23 protein-coding genes are annotated in these 23938 nt (G+C 30.6%); 2 read left to right on the forward strand and 21 right to left on the reverse strand.

Annotated features, from left to right (window positions below; all coding sequences use genetic code 11):
- Nucleotides 1–70 precede the first annotated feature (70 nt).
- Nucleotides 71–475 carry a BLUF domain-containing protein gene (locus HM981_RS02150; protein ID WP_179336942.1) on the forward strand — a complete coding sequence of 135 codons (405 nt, stop codon included), beginning with the start codon at nt 71–73 and terminating at the stop codon, nt 473–475.
- 33 nt (nt 476–508) lie between these two features.
- Nucleotides 509–1171, forward strand: a complete 663-nt coding sequence (rpe, locus tag HM981_RS02155) for a ribulose-phosphate 3-epimerase (RefSeq protein WP_179336943.1) — start codon at nt 509–511, stop codon at nt 1169–1171.
- 101 nt (nt 1172–1272) lie between these two features.
- Here rpe and HM981_RS02160 read toward each other — a convergent pair whose 3' ends face one another.
- The 21 genes from HM981_RS02160 to HM981_RS02260 all read right to left on the reverse strand — a co-directional run bounded on the left by HM981_RS02160 (nt 1273) and on the right by HM981_RS02260 (nt 23938).
- A complete protein-coding gene (locus HM981_RS02160; protein ID WP_179336944.1) occupies nt 1273–1692 on the reverse strand; it encodes a CBS domain-containing protein in 420 nt (139 codons plus the stop codon).
- 93 nt (nt 1693–1785) lie between these two features.
- Entirely contained in the window at nt 1786–4017 is a 2232-nt protein-coding gene (locus HM981_RS02165; RefSeq protein ID WP_179336945.1) for a GumC family protein, read from the reverse strand.
- 106 nt (nt 4018–4123) lie between these two features.
- Complete coding sequence (locus HM981_RS02170) at nt 4124–4861, reverse strand: polysaccharide biosynthesis/export family protein (RefSeq protein ID WP_246286091.1); 738 nt, start codon at nt 4859–4861, stop codon at nt 4124–4126.
- A 115-nt stretch (nt 4862–4976) separates the two neighbouring features.
- A complete protein-coding gene (locus tag HM981_RS02175) occupies nt 4977–6086 on the reverse strand; it encodes an MraY family glycosyltransferase (protein ID WP_179336946.1) in 1110 nt (369 codons plus the stop codon).
- 77 nt (nt 6087–6163) lie between these two features.
- Nucleotides 6164–6919 carry a glycosyltransferase family 2 protein gene (locus HM981_RS02180; protein WP_179336947.1) on the reverse strand — a complete coding sequence of 252 codons (756 nt, stop codon included), beginning with the start codon at nt 6917–6919 and terminating at the stop codon, nt 6164–6166.
- Nucleotides 6920–7183: 264 nt separating this feature from the next.
- A complete protein-coding gene (locus HM981_RS02185; RefSeq protein ID WP_179336948.1) occupies nt 7184–8125 on the reverse strand; it encodes a UDP-glucuronic acid decarboxylase family protein in 942 nt (313 codons plus the stop codon).
- Entirely contained in the window at nt 8125–8946 is an 822-nt protein-coding gene (locus tag HM981_RS02190; RefSeq protein ID WP_179336949.1) for a glycosyltransferase family 2 protein, read from the reverse strand. Before HM981_RS02190 ends, HM981_RS02185 begins: the two co-directional genes overlap by 1 nt.
- The gene (locus tag HM981_RS02195; RefSeq protein WP_179336950.1) at nt 8939–9460 is read right to left on the reverse strand and encodes a putative colanic acid biosynthesis acetyltransferase; all 522 of its coding nucleotides are present in this window, start codon (nt 9458–9460) and stop codon (nt 8939–8941) included. The genes HM981_RS02190 and HM981_RS02195 overlap by 8 nt, the downstream gene beginning before the upstream one ends.
- Nucleotides 9457–10818, reverse strand: coding sequence for a hypothetical protein (locus tag HM981_RS02200; RefSeq protein ID WP_179336951.1), 1362 nt, complete (start codon nt 10816–10818; stop codon nt 9457–9459). The genes HM981_RS02195 and HM981_RS02200 overlap by 4 nt, the downstream gene beginning before the upstream one ends.
- Before the next feature lie 2 nt (nt 10819–10820).
- The gene (locus HM981_RS02205) at nt 10821–11678 is read right to left on the reverse strand and encodes an NAD-dependent epimerase/dehydratase family protein (RefSeq protein ID WP_179336952.1); all 858 of its coding nucleotides are present in this window, start codon (nt 11676–11678) and stop codon (nt 10821–10823) included.
- Between the two features lie 320 nt (nt 11679–11998).
- Entirely contained in the window at nt 11999–13144 is a 1146-nt protein-coding gene (locus HM981_RS02210) for a glycosyltransferase (RefSeq protein ID WP_179336953.1), read from the reverse strand.
- A gap of 4 nt (nt 13145–13148) precedes the next feature.
- Nucleotides 13149–13823, reverse strand: coding sequence for an acyltransferase (locus tag HM981_RS02215; protein ID WP_179336954.1), 675 nt, complete (start codon nt 13821–13823; stop codon nt 13149–13151).
- A 2-nt stretch (nt 13824–13825) separates the two neighbouring features.
- Nucleotides 13826–14824 carry a glycosyltransferase family 4 protein gene (locus HM981_RS02220; protein ID WP_179336955.1) on the reverse strand — a complete coding sequence of 333 codons (999 nt, stop codon included), beginning with the start codon at nt 14822–14824 and terminating at the stop codon, nt 13826–13828.
- Nucleotides 14805–16004: a glycosyltransferase family 4 protein gene (locus HM981_RS02225; RefSeq protein ID WP_179336956.1), complete on the reverse strand. Its 1200-nt coding sequence runs from the start codon at nt 16002–16004 to the stop codon at nt 14805–14807. The genes HM981_RS02220 and HM981_RS02225 overlap by 20 nt, the downstream gene beginning before the upstream one ends.
- The gene (locus tag HM981_RS02230) at nt 16004–17320 is read right to left on the reverse strand and encodes a hypothetical protein (protein WP_179336957.1); all 1317 of its coding nucleotides are present in this window, start codon (nt 17318–17320) and stop codon (nt 16004–16006) included. The genes HM981_RS02225 and HM981_RS02230 overlap by 1 nt, the downstream gene beginning before the upstream one ends.
- Nucleotides 17304–18326, reverse strand: a complete 1023-nt coding sequence (locus HM981_RS02235; protein ID WP_179336958.1) for a glycosyltransferase family 4 protein — start codon at nt 18324–18326, stop codon at nt 17304–17306. Before HM981_RS02235 ends, HM981_RS02230 begins: the two co-directional genes overlap by 17 nt.
- Entirely contained in the window at nt 18323–19039 is a 717-nt protein-coding gene (locus HM981_RS02240; protein WP_179336959.1) for a hypothetical protein, read from the reverse strand. Before HM981_RS02240 ends, HM981_RS02235 begins: the two co-directional genes overlap by 4 nt.
- Nucleotides 19040–19052: 13 nt before the next feature.
- The gene (locus HM981_RS02245; RefSeq protein WP_179336960.1) at nt 19053–20198 is read right to left on the reverse strand and encodes a glycosyltransferase family 4 protein; all 1146 of its coding nucleotides are present in this window, start codon (nt 20196–20198) and stop codon (nt 19053–19055) included.
- 147 nt (nt 20199–20345) lie between these two features.
- Entirely contained in the window at nt 20346–21389 is a 1044-nt protein-coding gene (locus tag HM981_RS02250; RefSeq protein ID WP_179336961.1) for a polysaccharide pyruvyl transferase family protein, read from the reverse strand.
- A gap of 5 nt (nt 21390–21394) precedes the next feature.
- Nucleotides 21395–22645, reverse strand: coding sequence for a lipopolysaccharide biosynthesis protein (locus HM981_RS02255; RefSeq protein WP_179336962.1), 1251 nt, complete (start codon nt 22643–22645; stop codon nt 21395–21397).
- A 309-nt stretch (nt 22646–22954) separates the two neighbouring features.
- Nucleotides 22955–23938 carry a hypothetical protein gene (locus tag HM981_RS02260; protein WP_179336963.1) on the reverse strand — a complete coding sequence of 328 codons (984 nt, stop codon included), beginning with the start codon at nt 23936–23938 and terminating at the stop codon, nt 22955–22957.

Consider the following 23938-nt stretch of genomic DNA (forward strand, 5'->3'; position numbering starts at 1 on the left):
GGTTCACTTTTTAAAAAAAATTAACAAGAGATCATAAACTATTCCCTTTCTTTGTAAAAAGAACTACGAAATGCTTAAAACTATTTGCTATAAAAGTAAATCCAATTCCGGAAATACAATTATTGATATTGAGTCTTTGTTTTACAACACAAGGCAAAACAATAATAAGCAAGAGATTAAAGGCATTTTAATTTATAGAGATACTACTTTTTTTCAAATATTGGAAGGAGAATGTACAATTGTAAATACACTTTATCAATCTATCAAAAGAGACTCAAGGCATGGCAACATTAAAGAGCTTTTAAATACTGAAATTGATAAGTATTCATTTGCAGATTTTGGATTAGGATACGCAACAATAAGTAGTTTAGATGCCTTATATGGGTTTCAAGAATATTTAAATAAAAATGATGGTTCTGACAATTTTAAGATCATCGAGAATTTAGTTCAGGACTTATTAAATAAAGAACTTTAATTTCATAAATATATTATTAAATCAAAATTACCTATGGCTTCAAAATTAATTGCTCCTTCAATGCTCGCTGCCGATTTTGGCAATCTTCAACGTGATACAGAAATGGTTAATAATAGTGATGCCGATTGGTTTCATATTGATGTTATGGATGGTCATTTTGTTCCTAATATATCATATGGTATGCCTGTAATTGCTGCGATCAAAAAACATGCAACAAAACCTTTAGATGTTCATTTAATGATTGAAAAGCCAGAGCGCTATATCGAAGAATTTGCAAAAGTGGGTGCCGATATCATTACAGTGCATTATGAATCTACAGTGCATTTACATCGCACACTAAGACAAATTAAGGATGCAGGTTGCAAAGCAGGCGTTGTTCTTAATATTTCAACACCTCTTAACGTGTTAGAAGATATTCTTCCGGAATGTTATATGATTTTATTGATGTCTATAAACCCTGGTTTTGGTGGACAAAAATTTGAAGATATCACTTATAAACGCGTAAAAAAACTAAGAAAGATGATAGACGAACAAGGATTAGATACGCGAATTGAAATCGATGGAGGAGTTACTGATAAAAACATAAAAAAACTAGTTGAAGCCGGAGCGGATACTTTTGTCGCTGGAAGCCATGTTTTTAAAAGTGATAATCCTACAGAAACAATTAAAACCTTAAAAAATATTGCTAATTCTTAAGAAACTAGAAGTCAAAAAGTATATTACATAAAGATATAGAGTGATGTAAAAACACTTACAACTTTAATTGTAGCAACTTATTTTAATCTTAGAATTAGTTGCTACAATTGTTTTAATAAGTAATTTATTAAATCTGTGGTGGTAACAATGCCTACCAATAATCCATTGTCTACAACAGGTAATGCATGAAACTCTTTAGTTGCTAATATTTGGGCCACTTCTTTTATTGTTGAATCAGATGGCACTGTAACTACATTCTTTGCCATTACCTGATCGATAGTAAACATATTATATACTAAGGTTTCAATATCAGTTTCGGTTTCATCTACGGCATCTGCAAAGCTAATTCTTAACAAATCTGTATAACTTAACATCCCAATAACAACCTCCTCTTTAACAACAGGAATATGTCTAATCTTGTATCTTTTAAATAATAGCTCTGCCGTTTCCAAATCATCATCTCTATTTAAAGCGATAATATTAGTTGACATTATTGTAGATATTAGTGCTAAATCTTTCATGACTTCTAGTTTTATAATTCACTACTAAAAGTACCTTATAAAACTATTAGAAAGTATGATAAATGTCACTTAATAGGTGCATAAAGATTTTTCTTAAGCTTTACTTCCATAACCATAATTATAACCATAATTATAACCATAGCCATATGATTTCTGAGTATCTACACTATTAAGAACATAAGCTACGTTTTTCAACTTACCAGACTCAAACAGACCTTTAGAGAAATTTAATAAATTCTTTTCAGTATAATTAGCTCTTACTAAGTAAATAGTAGCATCAGCTAATTGAGATATAAGCATGGTGTCTGTTACCAATATCGTTGGTGCAGTATCCACTATAACATAATCGTATTCAAGTTTCGCTTCTTCAATTAGCTTCTCAAAACGGCCATTGGTTAATAAATGTGCTGGATTTGGAGGAATACTTCCTGATAGAATAATATCGTGATTAGGATGTTTATCAAAACCTTTTATTATAGAATCTTTCCAGTTATAGTTAACGTCATGTAAATAATTAGATAATCCTGGTTTATGTTTATCTTCAGCTATGTGTGTATGGATTTGTGGATTTCTTAAATCTGCACCAATCAATAATACTTTTCTATTTATACTTGACAATGCTAGCGATAAATTTAGGCTAACATATGTTTTTCCTTCTCCCTTAATCGTAGAGGTACAATAAATCACCTTCCCTTTTTTTCCTTCTTTAACAGGTAATATATAATCTACATTTGAGCTTAAAATCCGAAAAGCTTCAGACTGTATAGAATTATCATCAGGATCACTAAAAACAAGATCTTCTTGCTTTACTTTAGGTAATTCACCTACTACAGGAATTTGAGAGTTTATCTCTACAATATCTTCTCGACCTCTTACTTTCGTATCTAAGAGGTTGATTGCGTAAATAATTCCAAAAGGAATCAAAAGCCCCGCTAAAACAGCCATAATATAAATATTTTTGGAATTCGGGGATATTGGTATTCCTGAAGAAATGGCGTCTTCAACTACTTTTATAGAAGGTTCAGTAATGGCTAAATTAATTGCTGCTTCCTCTCGTTTTTGAAGTAAGAACAAATACAAGGTTTGCTTAATTTCTTGTTGTCGTTTTATCTCAAGTATAATTTTTTCTTTAGCAGGCAAACTATATACTTTACTCGCATATTTGCTGTTTTTACCCATCAATTGCTTCTTCGAAGCTTGTAGTTGTAGTTTATATGATGTGATTGACATATAAATATTAGCTTTTAAATCTTTAAGCTTTTGGTTTAAAATAATCACAGCTGGATTATTTTCACCTGCGCTTGCGATTAAATTATCACGTTCAAAAACGAGAGTATTATAAGTATTAACTAATTCATTAACACTCGTATTTGTTAGACCTATGTTAGAAGGCAATAAATCTGAATCATTATTTGGATTGGTTATATCCTCATCTAATAAATCGGATAAAATTATTTGGCTTTCAACACTGAAAAGCTCATTTTCAGAAAGTGTTCTTTGACTTAATCCTAAGGCAGCGTCAGATTCTACCGTAACCAGGTTACTTTTTCGTTTAAAATCACTAATACCTGTTTCAATAGAGTCTAACTCCTCGGCTAATAATAAAAAACGTTTGTCAATGAAGTCTATGGTTCGTCTAGAAATGTCTTGACGGTCGTTGATACCATCCTCATTAAAAACTTCAATTAATGTATTTAAAATACGCTCATTTTTAGCGATACTTTGACTTGCATAAGTTAACTCAAGCAAATCACTAGCACCAAGCATATTAATACCAATAGAGTTTTTTAAACCACTCGTCATAACTTTAGCAGAACCTAAAATCACCTTAAAAGTTTTACCTTGTAGCTTCGATACTTTAGAGCGATCTAACATACTTAATTCAAAAGGTAGATTGTGACTAGTTAGTTTAGTATCAAAATTAGGAAAAACCAAAACGTCTGCTTGATTTCCTGCGACAACTTCAAAGGCATCCGTGTTTATACTAATCAAATAAGATTTCGCATTTAATTTTTCATTCTGATTATCATTTAGCAATAATTGAAAAGGCAAGCGATCTATCTCCGTTGTTAAGACATTACCCTCTTCATAAAATCGTTTATCTAAACCAAGTCTATCAACGACTTGCTCCATGATTCTATACGATTTTATAACCTCAATTTCGTTTTCTAGGTTAATATTAGAACGGTTAAATATAAAAGCTTCAGAAGGTAGCTCTAGACCCTTAGTCTTATTTAAAATTTTAATCTTAGCACTAGATTTATACACTTTAGGTGTGTAACGCAGATAAAGATATGCTCCAATAAACGCTAATATAACTCCCAAGACAAACCAAATCCAATAACGTAAATATTTTCGAATTTGTGTTTTTATAGTTTCACCCTGATCCTGTTGTTTTTTTATCGCTGACAATTCCAAATTGAATACTGATTTAATTTGTTAGTAAAAGAACTAATGATAAACTTACGGTCATTACACCTAAAAGGGCTGTAAGACTAGGAATATAGCCAGCAGTTTTTACTTTTGGATCATTTTGATTGATAACAATCACATCATTAGGTTTAATAAAGTAATAAGGACTCTCTAGCCATTCTGCAGAGGTTAAATCAATATGTGAGATCTGTCGGATACCTAGTTCATCACGCATCACCAATATATCATCCCGTTTTCCATTAATTGTTAAGTCGCCAGCATAGCCTAAAGCCTGTAGTAGCGTAATATTTTGTTCCGTAAAATTAAAAGTACCTGGAGATTTGACTTCACCCAAAATAGTCACTTTCGCATTTAACAAACGCACATCTACTGTTGGTGCTTTGAGATGACCACCTGTTTCCAAAAGATTCTTTAAGTATAATGCAAACTCTTGAGTCGTTTTATCTTTGACACTAAGAATACCTAATACAGGGAAATTAATGGTTAGTTCTTCAGATACTAAATATCCTTGTAATTGTAATATCTCTACACTACTAGATCCTGATGAACTATTTCCTCCTTTATTATAAGGAATAGTTGAAGCTGGTATAAGTGCCCCAATATCAACACTTAATACATCATTAGGCTGAATTTTAGAGTTTGTATAAGTAATATCCTTTTCTGCAAAAGCCTCTGCATCTTGTAAATATAAAATCTCCTTCTTACTAACACAGGAACACGCAAATAAACAGCACATTAAAATGAAAATCGGTTTCAATTTAATCATTATTATAAATCATTTAATATTCGAACAAATATAAGGGCAATAAAACTATCCACAAAGGATTAATTTACAACGCGATTAATCAGAATTATCGTGTTTTATTTTTATTGATTGTCTTTAACCAATCATAAATAAAATAAAGAGAGTATAGACTAGTACCTATAGTTAATAGTATACACAATTGAATATGAATCTCGAAGTTTCGAAAGCAATATGTAGAAAAAATTAGCATACTATTGACAAAGACAATAACCGCTGTAGTTTGCTTATGAGAAAACCCTAAAGACAAAAAACGATGGTGTAAATGGTTTTTATCTGCTGCAAAAGGACTTTTCCTATGAATCACTAAGCGAATAAAAAAGATTCTTAACGTATCTAACAACGGAAAAAACAAGAATGCTAAAACTAATATAGGAGATGAACTATTATAACTACTAGAATTTACTCCTTCAGAATCACCAATAAATCGTACAGCAAATACACCAATTATAAACCCTATAATCATTGAGCCTGTATCGCCCATAAACATCTTGTTTCGTTTAGAAAAATTCAAAAACAAAAACGGAATAAGAGCACCACATAAAGACGCTGCCAAGACCACCATACTAATATCTTCATATCTATAAAACACGTAACCAAAAGCAATACTTGCCATCAAAGCTAATGAGCCTGCTAAACCATCTACTCCGTCTATTAAATTAAAGGCATTGATAATTAAAACATAAACAAATAATGTGAATATTACAGATAGCCAATATGGTAAAATCGTTATTCCTAATATCCCTGATAAACCTAATATACGTGTGTCTGTAAAAATTATTAATAATGATGCGGCGAGTAGTTGACCTGTAAATTTTTTAAGTGGGGACAACACAAGAATATCATCTTTCAATCCTAGAAAAAAGAGTAATGTTATACTTCCCAAGATCAATAACAACGATTTTGTATCTAGTAAAGCACCTATAAATGTAATTGCAACAACGATACTAAGATAAATACCTATACCACCTAAATTTGGTACACTTCCGGAATGACTACTTCTAGAATCTGAAGTCGCTAATAAATTCTTTGCTTTGGCCACATTAAGAATTGCAGGGTAGCTTGTCGCGGATACAACCATTGATATAAAAGCAGCAACTAAAGCTAACCACCCAATATAATTAATAGGGTTAAAATTGTCAAGTAGTTCTTTTACCATATACTTAGTATTCTAAATTTAAATTTGCAATAAAAATCACAAACCTATATTGTTTAATTGTTAAGATTAATTAAACCTTAATTTTTAGGGATAAATTGTTTAATTTTTGAAATATTTTTAAATAAAACAACTCCAAAACCACCAATATTATTACTTTTTAAGGCCTTTAAATCTTCCTTAGTTTTTTGAATAATATTCTTTAGACTATTGTTACTTACTCCTCCAACTCTCATTTTAATGATTGTTTCATTTAAATAGAAAAACGTTAATCTCTCTTGTTTAAAAATCCTTAAAATAAAATCATAATCTGCTGCTATTTTATAATTTAGGCTGAATGATCCGTACGTGTCATAAATCTGTTTTTTCAAAAACAAAGTGGGATGTGCAGGCATCCAGCCTTTTTTCAATAACTTTTTATTAAACGGTTCACTGACCCAATTACGAATAATCTTATCCGTATTATCAAAAGCTACATAGTGTAAATCTCCATAAACACCATCCACTTTTTCTGAGTTAAATTTATCTACGATCTTAGCTATAATAGTTGAATCCGCAAGAAAATCATCCGAATGTACAAAGCCAACGATATCTCCAGTGGCTCTCTGAACCCCTTTATTTAAAGCATCATAAATACCTTTATCTGGCTCTGATTTAAAAATAATGTTTGCGTTTCTCTCAACTTCTTTCTCAATAACTGAAATAGTAGAATCACTTGAGCCTCCGTCAACTATAATATACTCAATATTATTATAGGACTGATTCAAAACAGAACTCAAACAAACATTTATGGTTTCAGCACTATTGTATGTTGCTGTAATTATGGAAACTTTCATTTAATACTTATTCAATTATGAACTAACAGTCAATCTCAGTTTTTTTTATTACCAAACTAATTTAAAATATCAAACTTTTAAAACCATTAATATAGAGGTGTAAAATTAGTTGATAGAACCGATAGCTGAACCTAATCAAACATTACAATATACTAAAAAAGCATAGCCAAAACAAATAATATTTTAACATTAAATCTTATAAACAACATAAGATTAGTATACTATCTCATGACAATACCATAGTCTTAGTGTGCTTTTTTATTTTTAAGATTTTAATAAGTCGTCAAAATACTTAATGGTATGCCCTAAACCTTCACGTAAATTTATTTTAGGCTCCCAACCATTCAGTTCTTTTTTAGCTAAGCTAATATCAGGTTGTCTCTGCATAGGATCATCTTGTGGTAAAGGCATAAAAGTGATTTTAGATTTTGACTTTGTTAAATCAATAACTTCTTGAGCCAATTCTAACATCGTAAATTCTATTGGGTTACCAACATTCACAGGGCCTGAAAATCCGTCGCGACTGTTCATCATGCGCACTGCTCCTTCTACTAAATCATCGACATATTGAAAACTTCGGGTTTGCTTACCATCACCGTAAATTGTAATATCATCTCCTTTAAGGGCTTGAACTATAAAATTAGATACAACCCTACCGTCTTGAGGGTGCATTCTTGGGCCATACGTATTAAAAATTCGTATAATTTTAATATCTACTTGATTCTGGTTCTGATAATCCATAAATAACGTTTCTGCACAACGTTTCCCTTCGTCATAACAAGAACGCAATCCAATTGGATTTACATGTCCCCAATAATTTTCAGTTTGTGGATGCACATTAGGATCTCCGTAGACCTCACTAGTAGATGCTTGTAATATCCTTGCCCCAACACGTTTAGCTAAACCTAACATATTAATAGCGCCCATTACTGACGTCTTTATTGTTTTTATGGGGTTGTACTGATAATGTACCGGTGATGCTGGACAGGCTAAGTTATAAATTTCATCAACCTCTATCATGTAAGGGTTAATAATATCGTGTCGAACTAATTCAAAATAATGATGATCCATAAGGTGTTCAATATTATTCTTAGAACCCGTAAAGTAGTTATCTAAACAGATGACCTCATTACCCTCGTTTAGTAAGCGTTCACATAAATGTGATCCTACAAAACCTGCACCTCCTGTAATTAATATTTTTTTCATTACTTCGTTTTTAATTCTTTAATTTTTGTTTGTATTTGAAAAAAGTAGTTTGCTTTATACTTCGCTAAATAATAACCTGATTTTCCGTCAAATATACCTAGTTTTATAAAATACGAATAGAAAAAATAAATAAAAGGCAATAAACCAGTATTTATCAATGTATATTTAATCTTTTGTCGCTTCGTAAAATTGTCCAAATTATTAGATTGTAAAGACAAGTATCGCTTAGCTTCCCAAGAAGAATAAGCATTATGTTTTGATATATAATGTTCTAACCCTTTGTAATCATTATGAATAATAGGACTTACTATAGTTCCTGCAGATCCTTCAATTATGGGATGCTCATGGATTTCCATATCTAGATTAGACCAACTGTCTTCTTCTATCTTTTCATATTCACCATAGCCTTTCTTAAAAAGCGCGAGCTTTTTCATTTTATCACCATGCTTCAGCTCCTTTCCCATAAAAAAATTATTATAATTTAACCAAAACGAATTATGAGTAGTATTGGTAATAATTGTTTTAATTTCATCTATAAAACTTTGGGTAAGTATTTCATCTGCATCTAAAAATAGTAACCAATCATTTTTCAACTCCACGTTTCTTAACGTCCAATTCCGTTTTTTAGGGAATTTACCATCCCAATTAAAGTTAACCAACTGATAATTATAAGAATTCACAATTTCCGGAGTTTTATCAGTACTCATGGAATCAACTACAATTACTTCGGAAAACGACTTAAGTTTATCTAAACAATCAGGAAGATTCAACTCTTCATTTTTAACAGAAACAATGACTGATATTGGTATTTTATTATCCATTTAATTTTCTTTCTTTAATAAATTTAGCCGGATTACCACCAACAATTGTCCACGGTTCTACATTCTTATAAACAGATGCCGTTGCGCCCACAACGGCTCCTTTACCTATAGTAACTCCCATACCTATAAATGCAGAGGCTCCAACCCAAGCTTGCCGCTGTATTATAATAGGTTTTGCTATTAATGTATGTTCATAACTATAAATATCATGCGAAGCAGAACAAAGGTATGTATATTGAGAAACAGTAGCGTTTATACCTAGCCTAATTAAAGCAACATTATAAACATTAACATGAGGTCCTAACCAAGCATTTTCTTCTAACTCTAAATTCCATGGAGCCCAAACCTTACATGAGGCATATACACCAGATTTACGATGAACTTTAGCACCAAACAAGCGCAAAAGGAATAGACGCCAAGGATTAAACAATTTCGTAGAAAACGGCCGAAAAAAGCATTGCCAAATAATATTCCAAAAAATTCTTAATAATTTATTTTTTAAAGATAATTTCATTCCATATAATTATTGATAAATTCTTCGATCAAAGGAAAAACGGACGCAGTGGTATTTATACCCCCTGCCCTTGGCAGAATACCTGTATTGAAAAAACAGAAATTTTCATACTGATTATAAAACTCATCCATCGAGTTAAAGCTACTCATGATACCAAAAGGATGATAAGTATCTTCACTCTTTTCTACCTGAATAGTACTAACACATTCTTCAAAGTTTATTTCATTTTTGATAAGGTAATCTTTAATCATTTCTTTTGCCTTTTCAAAAATATCTACGGCATTCTCATCAATAAAAAAGCTAACATCTAATCCTTTTTCTTCAAATTTGTCCTGATTTTTACTTAAACTTATAAAACTTTTATTTATTGGATTTTCAATATCAATATAAAGATACCATTCATTTTTGTGCACATATATCTTCTTTTTAACAAGCATACAATAAATAAATTGCAAACAACTCGGTAATTCTAATATTATATTTTTAATGATTTTAAAGCTCAATTTCCTTTTAAAAAGAACCTTTTTTAAATCTTGAAAAAACGAAAATTCGGAATTAAAAATAGGATTGGAAAAAAAAGAAATTCCATCAATTTCTCCAATAATGCGTTTTGTTATCAATGACGACCCATTAACTTTAAATGCAAAATCTTCTCCCTGTATAATTGTTGAATCTTTTATTTTGAATACCTTCTGTGATAAATGATCCGAAAAAGGAAGTTCATCCATATCAGTCAATCCGGAATTCAAGAGAATACGATTACTTTCAAAGGCACCTGTAGTTAAAAAATAAAAATCGAAAGAGTCCTCTTTTTCAATGTTTCCCTGCTTGTATATAACTCTTGTAACAGCTTTATTGTTGTTAAGTATTAGTTTAGTAACCCTGCTATTACTTTTAATGACTACATTTTTTCTTTTATTTATTTTAAAATACTTAAATAAGTTTCTATTAAAATAGCTTAACCAAACACCTTTCTTTATAAATAAATTATTTGTTATTTTTGTCTCTTTAAATTCAGAATGTATCCCGAATTTTTTAAATATTATTTCCTGATACTTGACGTTTAGTTTAACAATATCTGATAAAAATGGTGTTGGATTTTTAAAATCATTTTTAGTAAACGTTAAAAGTTGCCCACCCCACCTTGAAGTTGCTCCTCCTAATCCAAAGAAACGTCCCTTTTCCAAACCAGAATAATAAGTGCTTAACATATTTGTCAAGTAACCAATCTCTTTTTCTGATTTTATATGAGAATTGCCAACATCAAATAAGGTTATTTGAGCTTCAGGAAATTTTTTTATCAGAGCATCAATTGTATAGCATCCATATGCACCTGCCCCAAATACAGCTATTTTCATAATTAAAATCTAATCTTTAAATTTGTTTCTGTCTTGCTTGGGTCGAATACTGTTGTTTTGAACAGCCCACTAATCTGAACAACTTGTTTTTTGCTAAAAATGCCAATTCTAAGGCTTACATTTGCCAACACTAAAATAAATCTTTTAGGGAGCGTTATTATACGATAATTATATGCTTTTTTTATAAACTTATATTTAGTGCTATTGTTTAAAATTAAATGCACTTCCACATGTTGATCTAAATTTAAAATTTTAATTATAGACTTTTGAAATATTTCCCTTTCAACTACTGGTAGTGTTGTTTTTTTATTACCCAAAAGCAAACCAAAATTTAATGGGAGTCTTTTCAATATCCCAGTTAGAGGTGGTTTTCTATCATTACTTAATATAAATCCCGGACGAACATATGAAATATGCAGATTTTTATTTGAAGTAGAAGTTAAATAATTATCCACTGCTACTTTTTTTGCTGCATATACTCCTTTTGAATTATAATCTGCTTCAATCAGTGATTCTTCGTTAACATATTCTAAATTATTTGGATAAACACTAATTGATGAAATATGAATTAAATGATTCACTTTTTTATTTTCACAACACATTATTAATTCTTTTGCAAAACAAATGTTCTCTGTAACATCGGAATCCTTAATAAGGATGAAATTAATTATTATATCATAGCTAGTATTTAAATACTTGTTAGCACTTAAATCCATAATGTCCCCAGATACAATATTTTCAGATCGTCCTTCTTTACCTCGTGCAAAAATGTCAACATTAAAACCATCGAGAGTTAATTTTTGCAATAATCCGGTTGCAGCAAAACTATTAGATCCTAAAAGTAAAATATTAGTTTTCATTTTAATGTTAAATTTAGTCTGAGATTTCAGGTTGACGCAATCCTCGATTTAAGATCTCTATCGTCCAAAATTACACAATTTATTTGCAAGGTTAAAAGAATATTATGCATCCATTTCTAAATACCATGACTTAAAAATTTTCAATCTAAAACACACAATAGTTTTATTGTCTGTTTTAGACCCAAATATTTTCCATTTATTATCACCAATAATTTTAGGCAATGGTTTTGAAAAAATTGAACAAAACATATTCCAAATAAAATGAGCTATTTGGTTCTTTCGTTATAATTCACTCTTAAATTCAGACAAATCTACTGTTGTCATAAAACATCTACAAATTCTGGTTTATCTTTTTTTGTCAATAACCATTGATATAATTGCAGCATCTGTTCTGCTACTGCTTCCATACTGTAAGTTTTTTCTATCAATTGCCTTCCATTCTCACCCATTTCTTGCAATTCTTCTTGAGATGTAGTTAACATCTCTTTTAAGGCTTCTTTTAAAGGATCTTTTCCGATATCAATCCATTGTCCACAATTATGAGTATTTAACTCTTCCCATGGAGTTCCTTTTGTTGTTATTACCGGTACTTTAGATGCCAAAGCCTCTGCAACTACAATTCCAAAATTTTCACTATAAGTTGGTAAAACAAATACATTAGCTTCTTGGTATTTTTTAAGTTTTTCATCGCCAAAAACTGGTTTTGAAATCGTTATGGAGTTCTCTAATTTTAATGAAATAATTAAAGACTTTAAACTATCAATATAGGTTTGGTCTCCATTTCCTACAATTTCAACCTCCCATCCTTTAGTAATTAAAACATCTAATTCTTTCCAAGCTTCAATTAATAATTCAATCCCTTTTTTGACATGAATTCTAGACAAAAATAATACTTTTCGTTTTTCTGCTATTTGCTTGTTGTATATAGGAAACTCTTCTAAGTTTATACCATTCGGAATTATTGCTATTGGATTTTTGTAACCTAATGCTCTAACGTTATCAGCTTCAGATTTAGCAGTAGCATGAATGCACGATGCTAATCTCAAATCTTTACTTTGAAACAGTCTCAATGCAATTTGTTTTTTAAGCTTACTTTGATTTAGTGACCACGGCTCAAGCATACCTCTTGGTGTGATAATATAAGGAACCTTATGCTTTTGAGTATAACTCGCCATTTGATGTACAGGTAATTGCCATACACCATGACCATGAAACAAATCCGTTTGTTCTAAAGATAATGCCTTATTAAATCCCTTAAATCTACCACTTTTGTAAAAGTCATAAAACTTAAGATTTACATTTTCAACGTGAAAGTTTGAAATAATAGGATTTTCACTTTTACCTGTGTGTAGCCAAATATTTAAACTATCATCTGTTTTACATAAACTTTTTACTAAGTGTGTCACACTTCTTGCTGGGCCACCAGTGGAAATATCAATAGATGGAATAATATGATCAATTTTCATAATATTAGCTTACAAATCCTGTGGTTCTATTAAAATATTTAGTGTCATCTTTAGACATATTTTTAATTACAGTTGCAGGTACACCTCCATAAAGAGTGAACTCTTCTTCATAACTCTTATTTAAAACGGAACCAGCACCTAAAACACTATAATCAGGCAATTTAGACCCTGGCAGAATAGTAGAGTTTGTACCCATAAAACAATAAGATCCAATTTCTATCGCCTTACAATCTTGTATATTCTCCTTTATGTTAATACTGTGCGTAAAAATTTGAGATCTAATTCCGGCAATAGTTGTAAACTCACCAACTTTTACCCTATCAGTGCAATCTATAAAGTGCCTACTTGTTATAGCACTGTGTTTCCCAATTTCGAGCAAACATTTCCTATCTGTTCTGTGTATAAAGAATTTCCGATTCTTAATGGTCAATCCTGTAATATAATTAAAAGTGCCGATTCTAGCATATTCACCTAATTCTAAACCGTCAATGTTATTACAAAACGTAAAATGACCTATTTTAGAGTGTTCTTTCATTATTAATTTATCTGAAAAAATAAACGATTTTCCAATACTAGCCGATTTATGAATCTTATAATTGAATAAACTATTTAAGATCCTTCGTCTAATCGACCAAGGGAAAAATAAAATTAATATTTGAATTAAAGCTTTTACTTTCATTTCTATTTTTTTTCAATACTTTTATATAATTGACAATACTTAGCACTTATTCTATACATACTAAACTTTTTAACATTTTCGTAACCTTTATTGATAAGTTCAGATCGAAAATTATCTTTATAAAAAACTTTTTCAAATGCCCTTGATATAGCTTCTATATTATTTGGATCTACAAACAACGCTCCATCACCACCAATCTCAGGAATTGAACATTGGTTACTAGTAATAATTGCTCTACCAACTTTTTGAGCCTCAATTATTGGCATTCCAAATCCTTCATAAAAAGACAGAAAACTGACTACATCACATTTTTCATATAAATCTTTAACTTTATCAAAAGCAATATTACTAAAATTTGTATAATCTATAGAATAAGTGTTTACTAACTCTGATTGCTTTTGATCCATATGACCGACGATATATAGTTCACAATCAAAATTTGACAGCGCTTTTACAGTATTCGTTAAGTTTTTGTGTTCTTTAGTTCCTAGATGCAATACGATGGGCTTTTTAGATAAATTACTCCTAGGCTCAGATTTTAAAATAGGGTTTACCGGATTATAAATTACTTCCGTTTTTTTTATTGCCTTGGGGTAAATACTTAATAATTGCTTTTTAGTAAACTCTGATATGACTGTAATTTTCTTAACAAAAATAGCTGGAAGAACAAACCATAATAATTTTAACATTTTTTGCTGAATGGCACTATGCTTGTTTAAGCTAAAAATATTAGCATCATGAATCGTTAGTATGGTTTTTTTGAATGGAATTATTCCAATATAATGGACATCACCTGTAATATGTATAATACCTTTTAAAAAAAAAACATGCCAAATATTTAAACAAATAGATTTAAGAGAAGCACCTTCATAGGGTAACTCTACAATATTAGCATCAATTTCCTCCGGTAAATGTCTAATAATACTTTGAAACAACTCTTCAATACTATTATGACTAGCCCCTCGTTTTCTAAAAATATAATTAACCCTTATTTTTTTCATTTTCAATATGTTTCAGGGCATTAATTATTTGATTATGATAATTCTCTATGGTATACTTAGAAGCAATTTTTGCTGCATTACGTCCCTTTTCTTCTAATTCATCTCTGTTTTTATAAAAATGCAACATTTTATTTTTGAGAGCATTTAAATCACCTGTTGGCACAATAAAACCACCTCCCTGAATCACAGCATCTTTAGCCCCTGTATTTTCCGATACAATTGCAGGCGTACCACAAGCCATAGACTCTACAACTGTTTGCGCCCAACTGTCTAAATATGATGGAAATACAAACACATCTGCCTCTCTATACTGTGTTGCTAGTTCTTCGTGGTGCATAAAGGGATAGTAACTATATAAACCTTTATAACGCTCTAATAATTCTGATCCATTTGCCATAGGACCTATGAGTACTAACTCCACATCTGGTAAATTTAGTGCTTTATAAGCCTCAAAGATAAGCTCCAAACCTTTACGCCTCGTAATAGTACCAACAAACAAAAAGCGAAATTTAGAGTTTTGGTTGTACTTCTTTTTAGGATAAAAGTTTTGAAGATGAATACCAATATTCACGGTATGAATTTTTTTATCAAGTACACCATTCGCCGTTAAACTATCTTTTGCAAAACTAGATAGTGTAAATATATAATCTGTATATCTTAATGCTTCAGTCTTACGACTGTTAATAAAATCCAGTACCTCAGGTGTATAACTACGGTCTAAAAATCCGAAATTTTTATGAATCTCTTCAATGCTCCCATGATGTATTTGTGCCAAGTCAAGAACTGTTGTAATTCCATTTGCTTTAGCAGCTTTAAAAGTATTTACGTTCGCGTTTTCGTAACCAATTAAAATACCTGACTTAGTGTGCTTAACAGATCTTGACACGCGTTGATCAAAAGGCTCATAAACCTTTTTAATTAAATCTACCTCAGTACTTATCTTCCCAAACTTTTCATCTAAAAACAACTTAGGTTGATGTGCAATCTTATTGCTAGGTATTTGCGCAAAAAAGCGCTTTCGAAGTTGAGCTTTCAACTTAACAGGTAGTACTTTTGTAAGAACTCCTAATTTATTAGATGCAAATACGGTATAGAACTTACCTAATATACCTTGATGTTCTAAAGCTTGTAATAACAAATGCGTATGTTGCCTTCCTGGTTGTGATACATCTATCTTCATTACATTATATTTAATAATTCTGTGTCATTTTGTTCTAGTTCTAGTTGTTTTAAATAATAACCACGATCTACCAGCAACATTCCTAAAACAAAAAATACACCTTGGTACACATTAAAAGTCATCATAGAATTCATAAACACCACAAAGAAAAAGGCTTTTCCTAAGAAAGGCAAATATTCTGTGTTTTTTAAAAGTACGAGTACCAATATTATTCTTAAAAAAAGTAAAACAAACCCCCCTTCTAGCACTACACGCTCTAATTCACTTTCATAACCTCCAAATTCTTTAACGTAGCTAGACGTCCCAAATAATGCATTTGCCCCTTGATAAGTCGCCCCTAAACCTAACCCAAATATGGGATAACGCCCTCTAAAATGAAGTAATTGCTCGTAACTTCCTGCAACGCGGTCATCTACTTGATCTGTATTCTCTACACGATCTTTAAAATTGTTGTAACTGTTAATGCCTGATTTTTGAAACGACGGTGCAAAAAATATTACGAGCGTAATTATTAAACCACCTTGAATTATTAGTTTAAAAAGCGAATTAATAGTATTTCCTGAAAGAAAAATGGCTATCACCACATACATTAAAAAAAATCCTACAGCACCACGGGAGCCACTCATAAAAGCCATCAAAAGCCCTAACCCTAACACTCCAAAAATCAACCAAGTAGCATAATGACGCAACATCATGAACCAAGCAAGACAAGCAAATAATGGAATCATTACCTGAAAGCCGCCAATATAACTAAAGGTCCCTGATACTCTTACAGCATCACCTACAATGGCATTATTAGCTCCTCCACCAGCTTGTATATTTAAAATATGTGTCCCTGGCAAGGCATATTGGAAACTTGCTAAGACAAATTCAATAACTAATATTAACAATAACATTGGCACTAGTTTTTCTAGCTCCATCCATTGATTTTTCTGTAAATAAGCCAACCAAAGTAAAAAATAACCGGTGTGCAGTAATACACCAAAAATGCCATGATATACTGTTTTATTCATGGGGTTGATAGCGGTAAGGCACACATAAAACAAATATAACAGCCAAATCACTGGTGCTTTTTTTAATTTAGGCAGATTACTACGAGCTACTAAATAGTAAAATAGTATAGGCACAAATATTTGTAATAATAAAATTACACTACCTATTGCTCCTGCGTTAAATATCCATTTACGTATTGCTCCATTAAAAACCGTAAAAACAAGAATTGCCAATAAACCTATACGAATACTTTTAGATTCAGGATTTGAAGTTTTTGGTAAAATGTTTTTAGGATTAATAAATGCCCTAAGTTGTTTTAACATGTTCTTTAAAATAATTTAAATAATCCGAAGCTATTTGTGAAGGTTGATGCTTATATAAGTGCAAAGGCATCGACTCTTGTAATTGACTCCATTGCTGTGGTTTTTTTAAAACCTTCTGTAGCAATTCTGCCAAGGCATCGATATTACCGTTAGGAAAAGTCCAACCACAATCTCCAATGGCTTCTTTTAGACCACCACCTTCTGATCCTATGATTAAACAACCACAACCAATACCCTCTAAGGCAACGACTCCAAAAGGTTCTTCCCAAAGAGAAGGCACTACCATTAGTTGATGCTCGTTTAATACTAACGCTAATTTCTCCCCTTGTAATTTACCTAAAAATTCAACTTGTCCTGGCAAATATTTACTTGCATAGTTTTCGAGAGATAGCTTTTCAGGACCATCACCTATTATTGTTAGTTTAGGCGTAAATTCAGGTTTTAATTGTAATAATGCTTCTAAAAGAATAGCACCACCTTTATCTGAAACTAATCTACCTAAAAACACTAACTCTTTTGTTCTGTGAACATTATTATTCACTTTAAACAACTCACTATCATAAGGATTAGATAGAACTTTTCCAGGTATATTTAAATCGTCTTGAATAGCTTTGCTAATGAAACAATTATGAACACAACGACTCACCCAACGCTTTAAATAAGACGATAATACTAGTTTTCCATTCACGTTCTTATTATACCAGGTATGGTGAATTACAAATACCTTACGATAATAGAACCAATCTGGAAAAACCTGCTTCAAACTTATACAATTATGTAAGATAACATCTGCATCATGTAACAATGTCCAATATTTTTTAAAAGAGATGTCATAGTATACAGGAAAAGCCCAATTATTTTTCTTTTTGCCAGAACCTAACTTTGTTTTAGTTACCACCGACACATCGTGCCCTAATAGAGAAAATTCATTTGCTAATACCTCAGCGACAGTCTCCATACCTCCTGTTGATGGATAAAAAACTGATGTATAAATTAATATTTTCATGAATGCAATTTTTGCTTCTCTCCTATAATTACGTCGTCCTTATGGTTTGTTATTAATTGATATAAACGTTCTGCTTCATCGTCTAATTGTGGAATCTGATTAATATTAGTAAACTCTTTCACTGTTTTAGATCTGAATTCTAATAACGTTTTTTCACTTAAACCACATAGTCTTTCCAACCTATTAGCCCAATTAACGTCTTTTAAATCCATAAGTTCTTCATAAGATATTGCGCAACCTCCAAAAATAAATAGTTGAGAAAAACAAGTTTGATTAACACTTATATAATTTTGCTTATGCTCATTAAACGTTCCTCCACTTTTAATCATACTGCTCCTTAAATAATCACTAAACTTACGATAAATTAGTATTATAACTGGCTCAAAACCTGCTTCTTTGACAATATTTGCTACATGTTCGGAAAATGGCGGATATTTCACAAATTTTGCACTTTTAAAAAGCGTTTTAGCAATCGCTATAGCTTTTTTTCTTTCACGATTACTCAACCTATCTGAAAAGCGTTTAAAGAATAATGATCTCTTTACATGCTTTATTAACTGCATATAATCTTCATGCTCATAAGCCCCTGAACCTCTATACCAATCTTCTACAATTGGCATATTAAATTTTGCTCCTGAACCTGCAAGTAATGCTGAGAGCAGACTTGACCCAGAACGTTCCGTTCCCGCAACAATATAAACGACATTATCCATAATTATTTCTATATTAAAATTTAAGGTATTCTGTAATTATCTTATTATAACTCAGGAATTTTAAATAAAAAATTTCTGATTGTTTTATTTTCTTTGCTCTATACTGTTCATTCTCCATATGGCTTACTATAAGTTCTGCTGCTTTATTAATATTAGTATATGGTATAAATTCAATTCCACTTTCTTCTATCAATAATCTATTGGTCATATCACCCTTAGTTGCAAAAACAGGAAGTTTTGCTGCAAACCCAGCCGCTAGTGAACCACTTTTATTACAGGTTCCTCCATTACCTTTTTCTCCAACTTTATCTAACATGATAAACGCATTACTCGATTTTAAATATTTAAAAACCTCGTTAGCCTCTAAAAAACCTGTAGTATAAATCTGATTTCTTACACTTTTGGTCAGGGTACTTAAATCTGCATTAACTTTACCTATAATAAGTAACGTACTTTCAGGTTTTATGTTCAAAATCTTTTTAAACAATTCTAAAAGCAATTCATGATTTCGATTTCCAAAGGTACAAAATACAGTTTCACCTTTAGGTGCTATAGTTTTACGCACCTCTAAAATATCAGAAATCAGTACCTCAACAGGTATAATATTTGAACCAATTGGAATTAGATTAATATTTGAATTCCATCTTTCTAATTGGTCTTTATAACGATCGATACTAGTAATAAGCTTATCACTTTTCTTCGCAACATGCCTTGCAATTATTCGTTGTCCTAAAGCTACATACAGGTATTTGGGATGCGACCAATTATATCTTACATAAGTTTCATGAAAAGTAGTTATAACTTTAACTTCTGTTTTTTTTAATTTATTAAAAAAATATAATAAAGACAAAGGCACAGTATATTTATTATAAGAACCAGGTACATACTGAAAAATCAAATTATCTACAGAAAGTTTAGATACTAAATTTAACACTTTTTTCCAATCTTCAATTGTCCAATTCCCTCCTGCTGTATGAACAGTGAAACCCTCATTTGTTTTATTCCAATAGTCTGATATACGTTTGTCGTCACGACATATTATTGCAACATCATGGCCTTCATTTATAAATTCTTTTCCTATATTATAGGTGTAATCACCAACACCACAGCTAATGGGTGGGAAATTATTGGTAATGAGTAATATCTTTTTATGTTTCATTAACTAATTTTATTCATCATAATTATATTACTTGTAAATATAGCTTCTCTTTGTAAATCAATATGTGATAATTTTTCAATTATTGCAATTTTTTAAACACCCCATTAAACAATACGAATAAACTATAAGATCTATTTTATCTAAGTACTAATCCAAAAAAAGATCTCTTTCACTATCATGAATCAATTTAAGCCTTTCAATATTAGCATTAACACCAGCCCAATTTATCAAACTTATTTGATTATCAAAATTTTCATTAATGATCTTTGTTGTTATATTATTAGGTGAAAATCCAAAATTTTCTAAATCAAGTGATTTTAAGAAATCAGCATGTTTGTCATCATAATTTATAGAGATAAAATTAGTATTAGCCAATATACTCATAACAACATAATGCAATCGTTCTCCAACACAAAATTCTGCTTCACTCATTAATTCTAATGTCTTTTTATATGAAGTAGCAATATCTAATAATTCTAACTCAGGAATTTCTACTCTTAGAGATTTTCCTAAATCAAAATCGATAGAATGTAGAGGCAAATACACTATTTTATAATCTTTAGTCACTTGTTCTTTTAAAAACTCAATAATTTGGCTTCTACTATAAAGCAAAACTTGTAATGCTTTATGAGTACCAAAATTGACAATGATCACCTTCTTTTTTTTGACAGGATTAGCACTCTCTTTAAGGTATAAACCCGCATCACCGATTTGTTTAAAATTAAATCCTATTTGTTCTAAAGCAAGCTGAGATTGCGGACCTCTTAAACCACCATAAAAATCGCTTGTTAAAATTGAAGGCCAAAAAACTTTATCCATTAAGTGTTCATCAGCACCTGTTCCATGAAAAAAAACAGGCTTATTTTGAGATACTAATTTTTTGTAGTAAATTTTATCAGCACTAAATGATCTAATAATTGTACCGCCTCCAATAATAATACCATTTATATTATCATTAAATAATTTACAATACAGCTTTATCATAAATGGCATATGTCTCTGATAGGGAATAACAACACAGTCTTTAAATAGATTTTTTGTTGCCATAAACACCATTTCATCACCGAAGTTACCATCACCTAAGAAACCATAATAAATCAATTTCTTTTTTCTTGAAAATATAACACTTAAAAGACTTGGAAAATGATTTAAGAAATACGCTCTTTTCGTAAAAATTTTTATTTTATTCAAAAAACTCATGATTTCCTTATTTGTATCAAAAAATATATTATTCTAATTAGATATATTGGTATAGTCGTTAATATTGAATAGATGATAATTCCGTCTAATGATTTTAAATCAACTAGAAAAACAAAAGTGAATTGAATAATTATCATGAAGATAATAAAAAACACTGGAGACAAAACTATACCTCGTGATGACATTAACTTATTAGTTGATATACTGAATAATAAAACACAACCATTTACAGCCATTAAAAATAACTCATTATTTAATCCTACATAATTATCCCCTAAAACAAACAGTATATAATCACTAAAGACAAAAGTACCACATAAAATAATAAACGAAACAACTAATAAAACAACTTGAATTGTAAAATACTCCTTAATTAATACATGTCTATTATTTTTAAGTTTTGAAAATCGTGGTACCAAAACATAATCTATCATAATTACGACAAAGGTAATTAACATTGTAAGCCTACTTAATGCTCCTAATTTTGCAATTGATTCCGTATCTCCAAATATAGAAACAAGCCAAATAACGAGCTGACCTGATATCGCATAATATATAGATCCTGGTAAAATGCGTTTAACAATCTTTAAAATATTTTTTTGAACTTCTGGATCTTGTACCTGTTCAAGATTAGCATGTTCCTTTGCTATCTTTCTAAGTTTTATATTTCCGTAAACCCTTGGCGCACCATTTGCAAGAATAGTAATTACAGCAAAAGGAAATACAAATAGGGTTAAAAACAATAATGTAATTCTACCAATACTAACTGTAACTTGATTCTTCTGTAAAGATTTTATATTTTGATTGAGTTTTGGTACAACTTGCAACAAACCGTCGGATAGACTCGCATAAAAAGAAGGAATAAGCGATAGCGAAATCATAATAGAGGTTAGCCAACTTGCTCCATTACCTATTAACAAGTATAATAGAATTGGGGTTGTTAGCATTAAACTACAAATAGCAAATTTCCGCCTTAAGTTTAAACCAGTAATTAGTACAGCTCCTAACTTATTCTTGTCTTGCCAAACTTTACCTCCCTCAGACATTACTCCTTGGTCAATACCTGCATTACCCAAAACAGTCATGGTACCCAACATGGTATTAGCTAATATATATAGGGCATACTCTTCAATTGGCAGAAGTCTTATTATTAAGATACCACAAACAAAACCTAATGCCTGCACAATAACCTGAGCAGATGCTGTTATGCTTATTAATTTAACCCAATGTTTTATAGAATTATTCAAGTAGATTATTTTAAAAGTATACCTAATGCTTAATAAATATTTCTTTTTTTTAAAGCTTCAACATTAATTAAACTAAAATTAGCAACATCAATTAATACTTGTTTCTTAAGAAAGAATTGTGCTTAGGGATCACTTTTTATAAAACAAATTTTATTAGTTTAATTAGTCGATAACAGCATTAAACACTGAACTGCACACTAACTTTCAATAGTAAAAATCTGATATTTTATATCGTAAAATAATTGTATATGAGTATAATGGTCTTAAGATTGTATTGGTACAACGATATCTTACTACGATAATCAAAAATCATTTTTTCGCACCATAAAATCTAGACAAAAATCGATAAACTTTTATCCAAAATAATTTCCACATAATAGTTTGTTTGGCATAAGGCCGTAATGTTTCAGAATTTGCACACCTCCAAAAATGATAATCGCCTAAAGACGGTTTGTTTCCTGCAAAAAATTCTTTAGAATAATTATTATTCCAAGGTTTCGGATTACCTAAATTATGATACATAATATTATAACCTACATTAAATGCCATAGCTTCTTTCCCAATTATACTCACTTTTAACAAACTAGTTTCTATGGCTATATTAAGTGCATCTTGATCCGTTTTATCAAAAATATTAAAGCCTTGCACCTGTTCTAATTTAACAGGTCCTTTAGAAAAAATAGAGCGTTCTAATCCACCTATCTTCTCACCCATGTACTCTTGAGCTAATTTCCATGTTTTTAAAAATTGAATGTCATCTCTTTTTAAACCTATAAAACCACCATTTATATACATTTCTGTTTTAAAATTTAAATCTAAGTTAAATTTCGTATAATAATTTTTCCATCCCACACGTCTTGGATGATGCTCCGGAATTGGTGAATTCACATCTTCGCAGAGTGCCACACCTGCATCAATCCATTGCATAAAATGATCCCAGTGTTTATTAATTGTAATATCTGGATCTAGATAAAAGAGACTATCTATATTTAGGTTTTTATTTTCAAATAGTTCAATTAAAAAATCAGGTTTATAATTGGTTAAACTATACTTTGTTGTCAATGGTAAAAAGTGTAACGTCATAGACCCACTCACTTTTAAAGACTTAGCGTTATCCCAACCTATTTCTTTATTATTTTCAGCCTTAAGTGTCCAATCTGGTAACTCTCCGCGATACCCAACAAAAACATCTCCATTAAAGCCTTGTTTATGCAAAGAATTACATAAGCCAGCAACACCATAGTGGTAATTACCTTCAAATAATGTTACTACATGATTATTTATAAGTTTCAT

It is taken from the genome of Winogradskyella ludwigii (assembly GCF_013403985.1).
GTDB lineage: Bacteria > Bacteroidota > Bacteroidia > Flavobacteriales > Flavobacteriaceae > Winogradskyella > Winogradskyella ludwigii.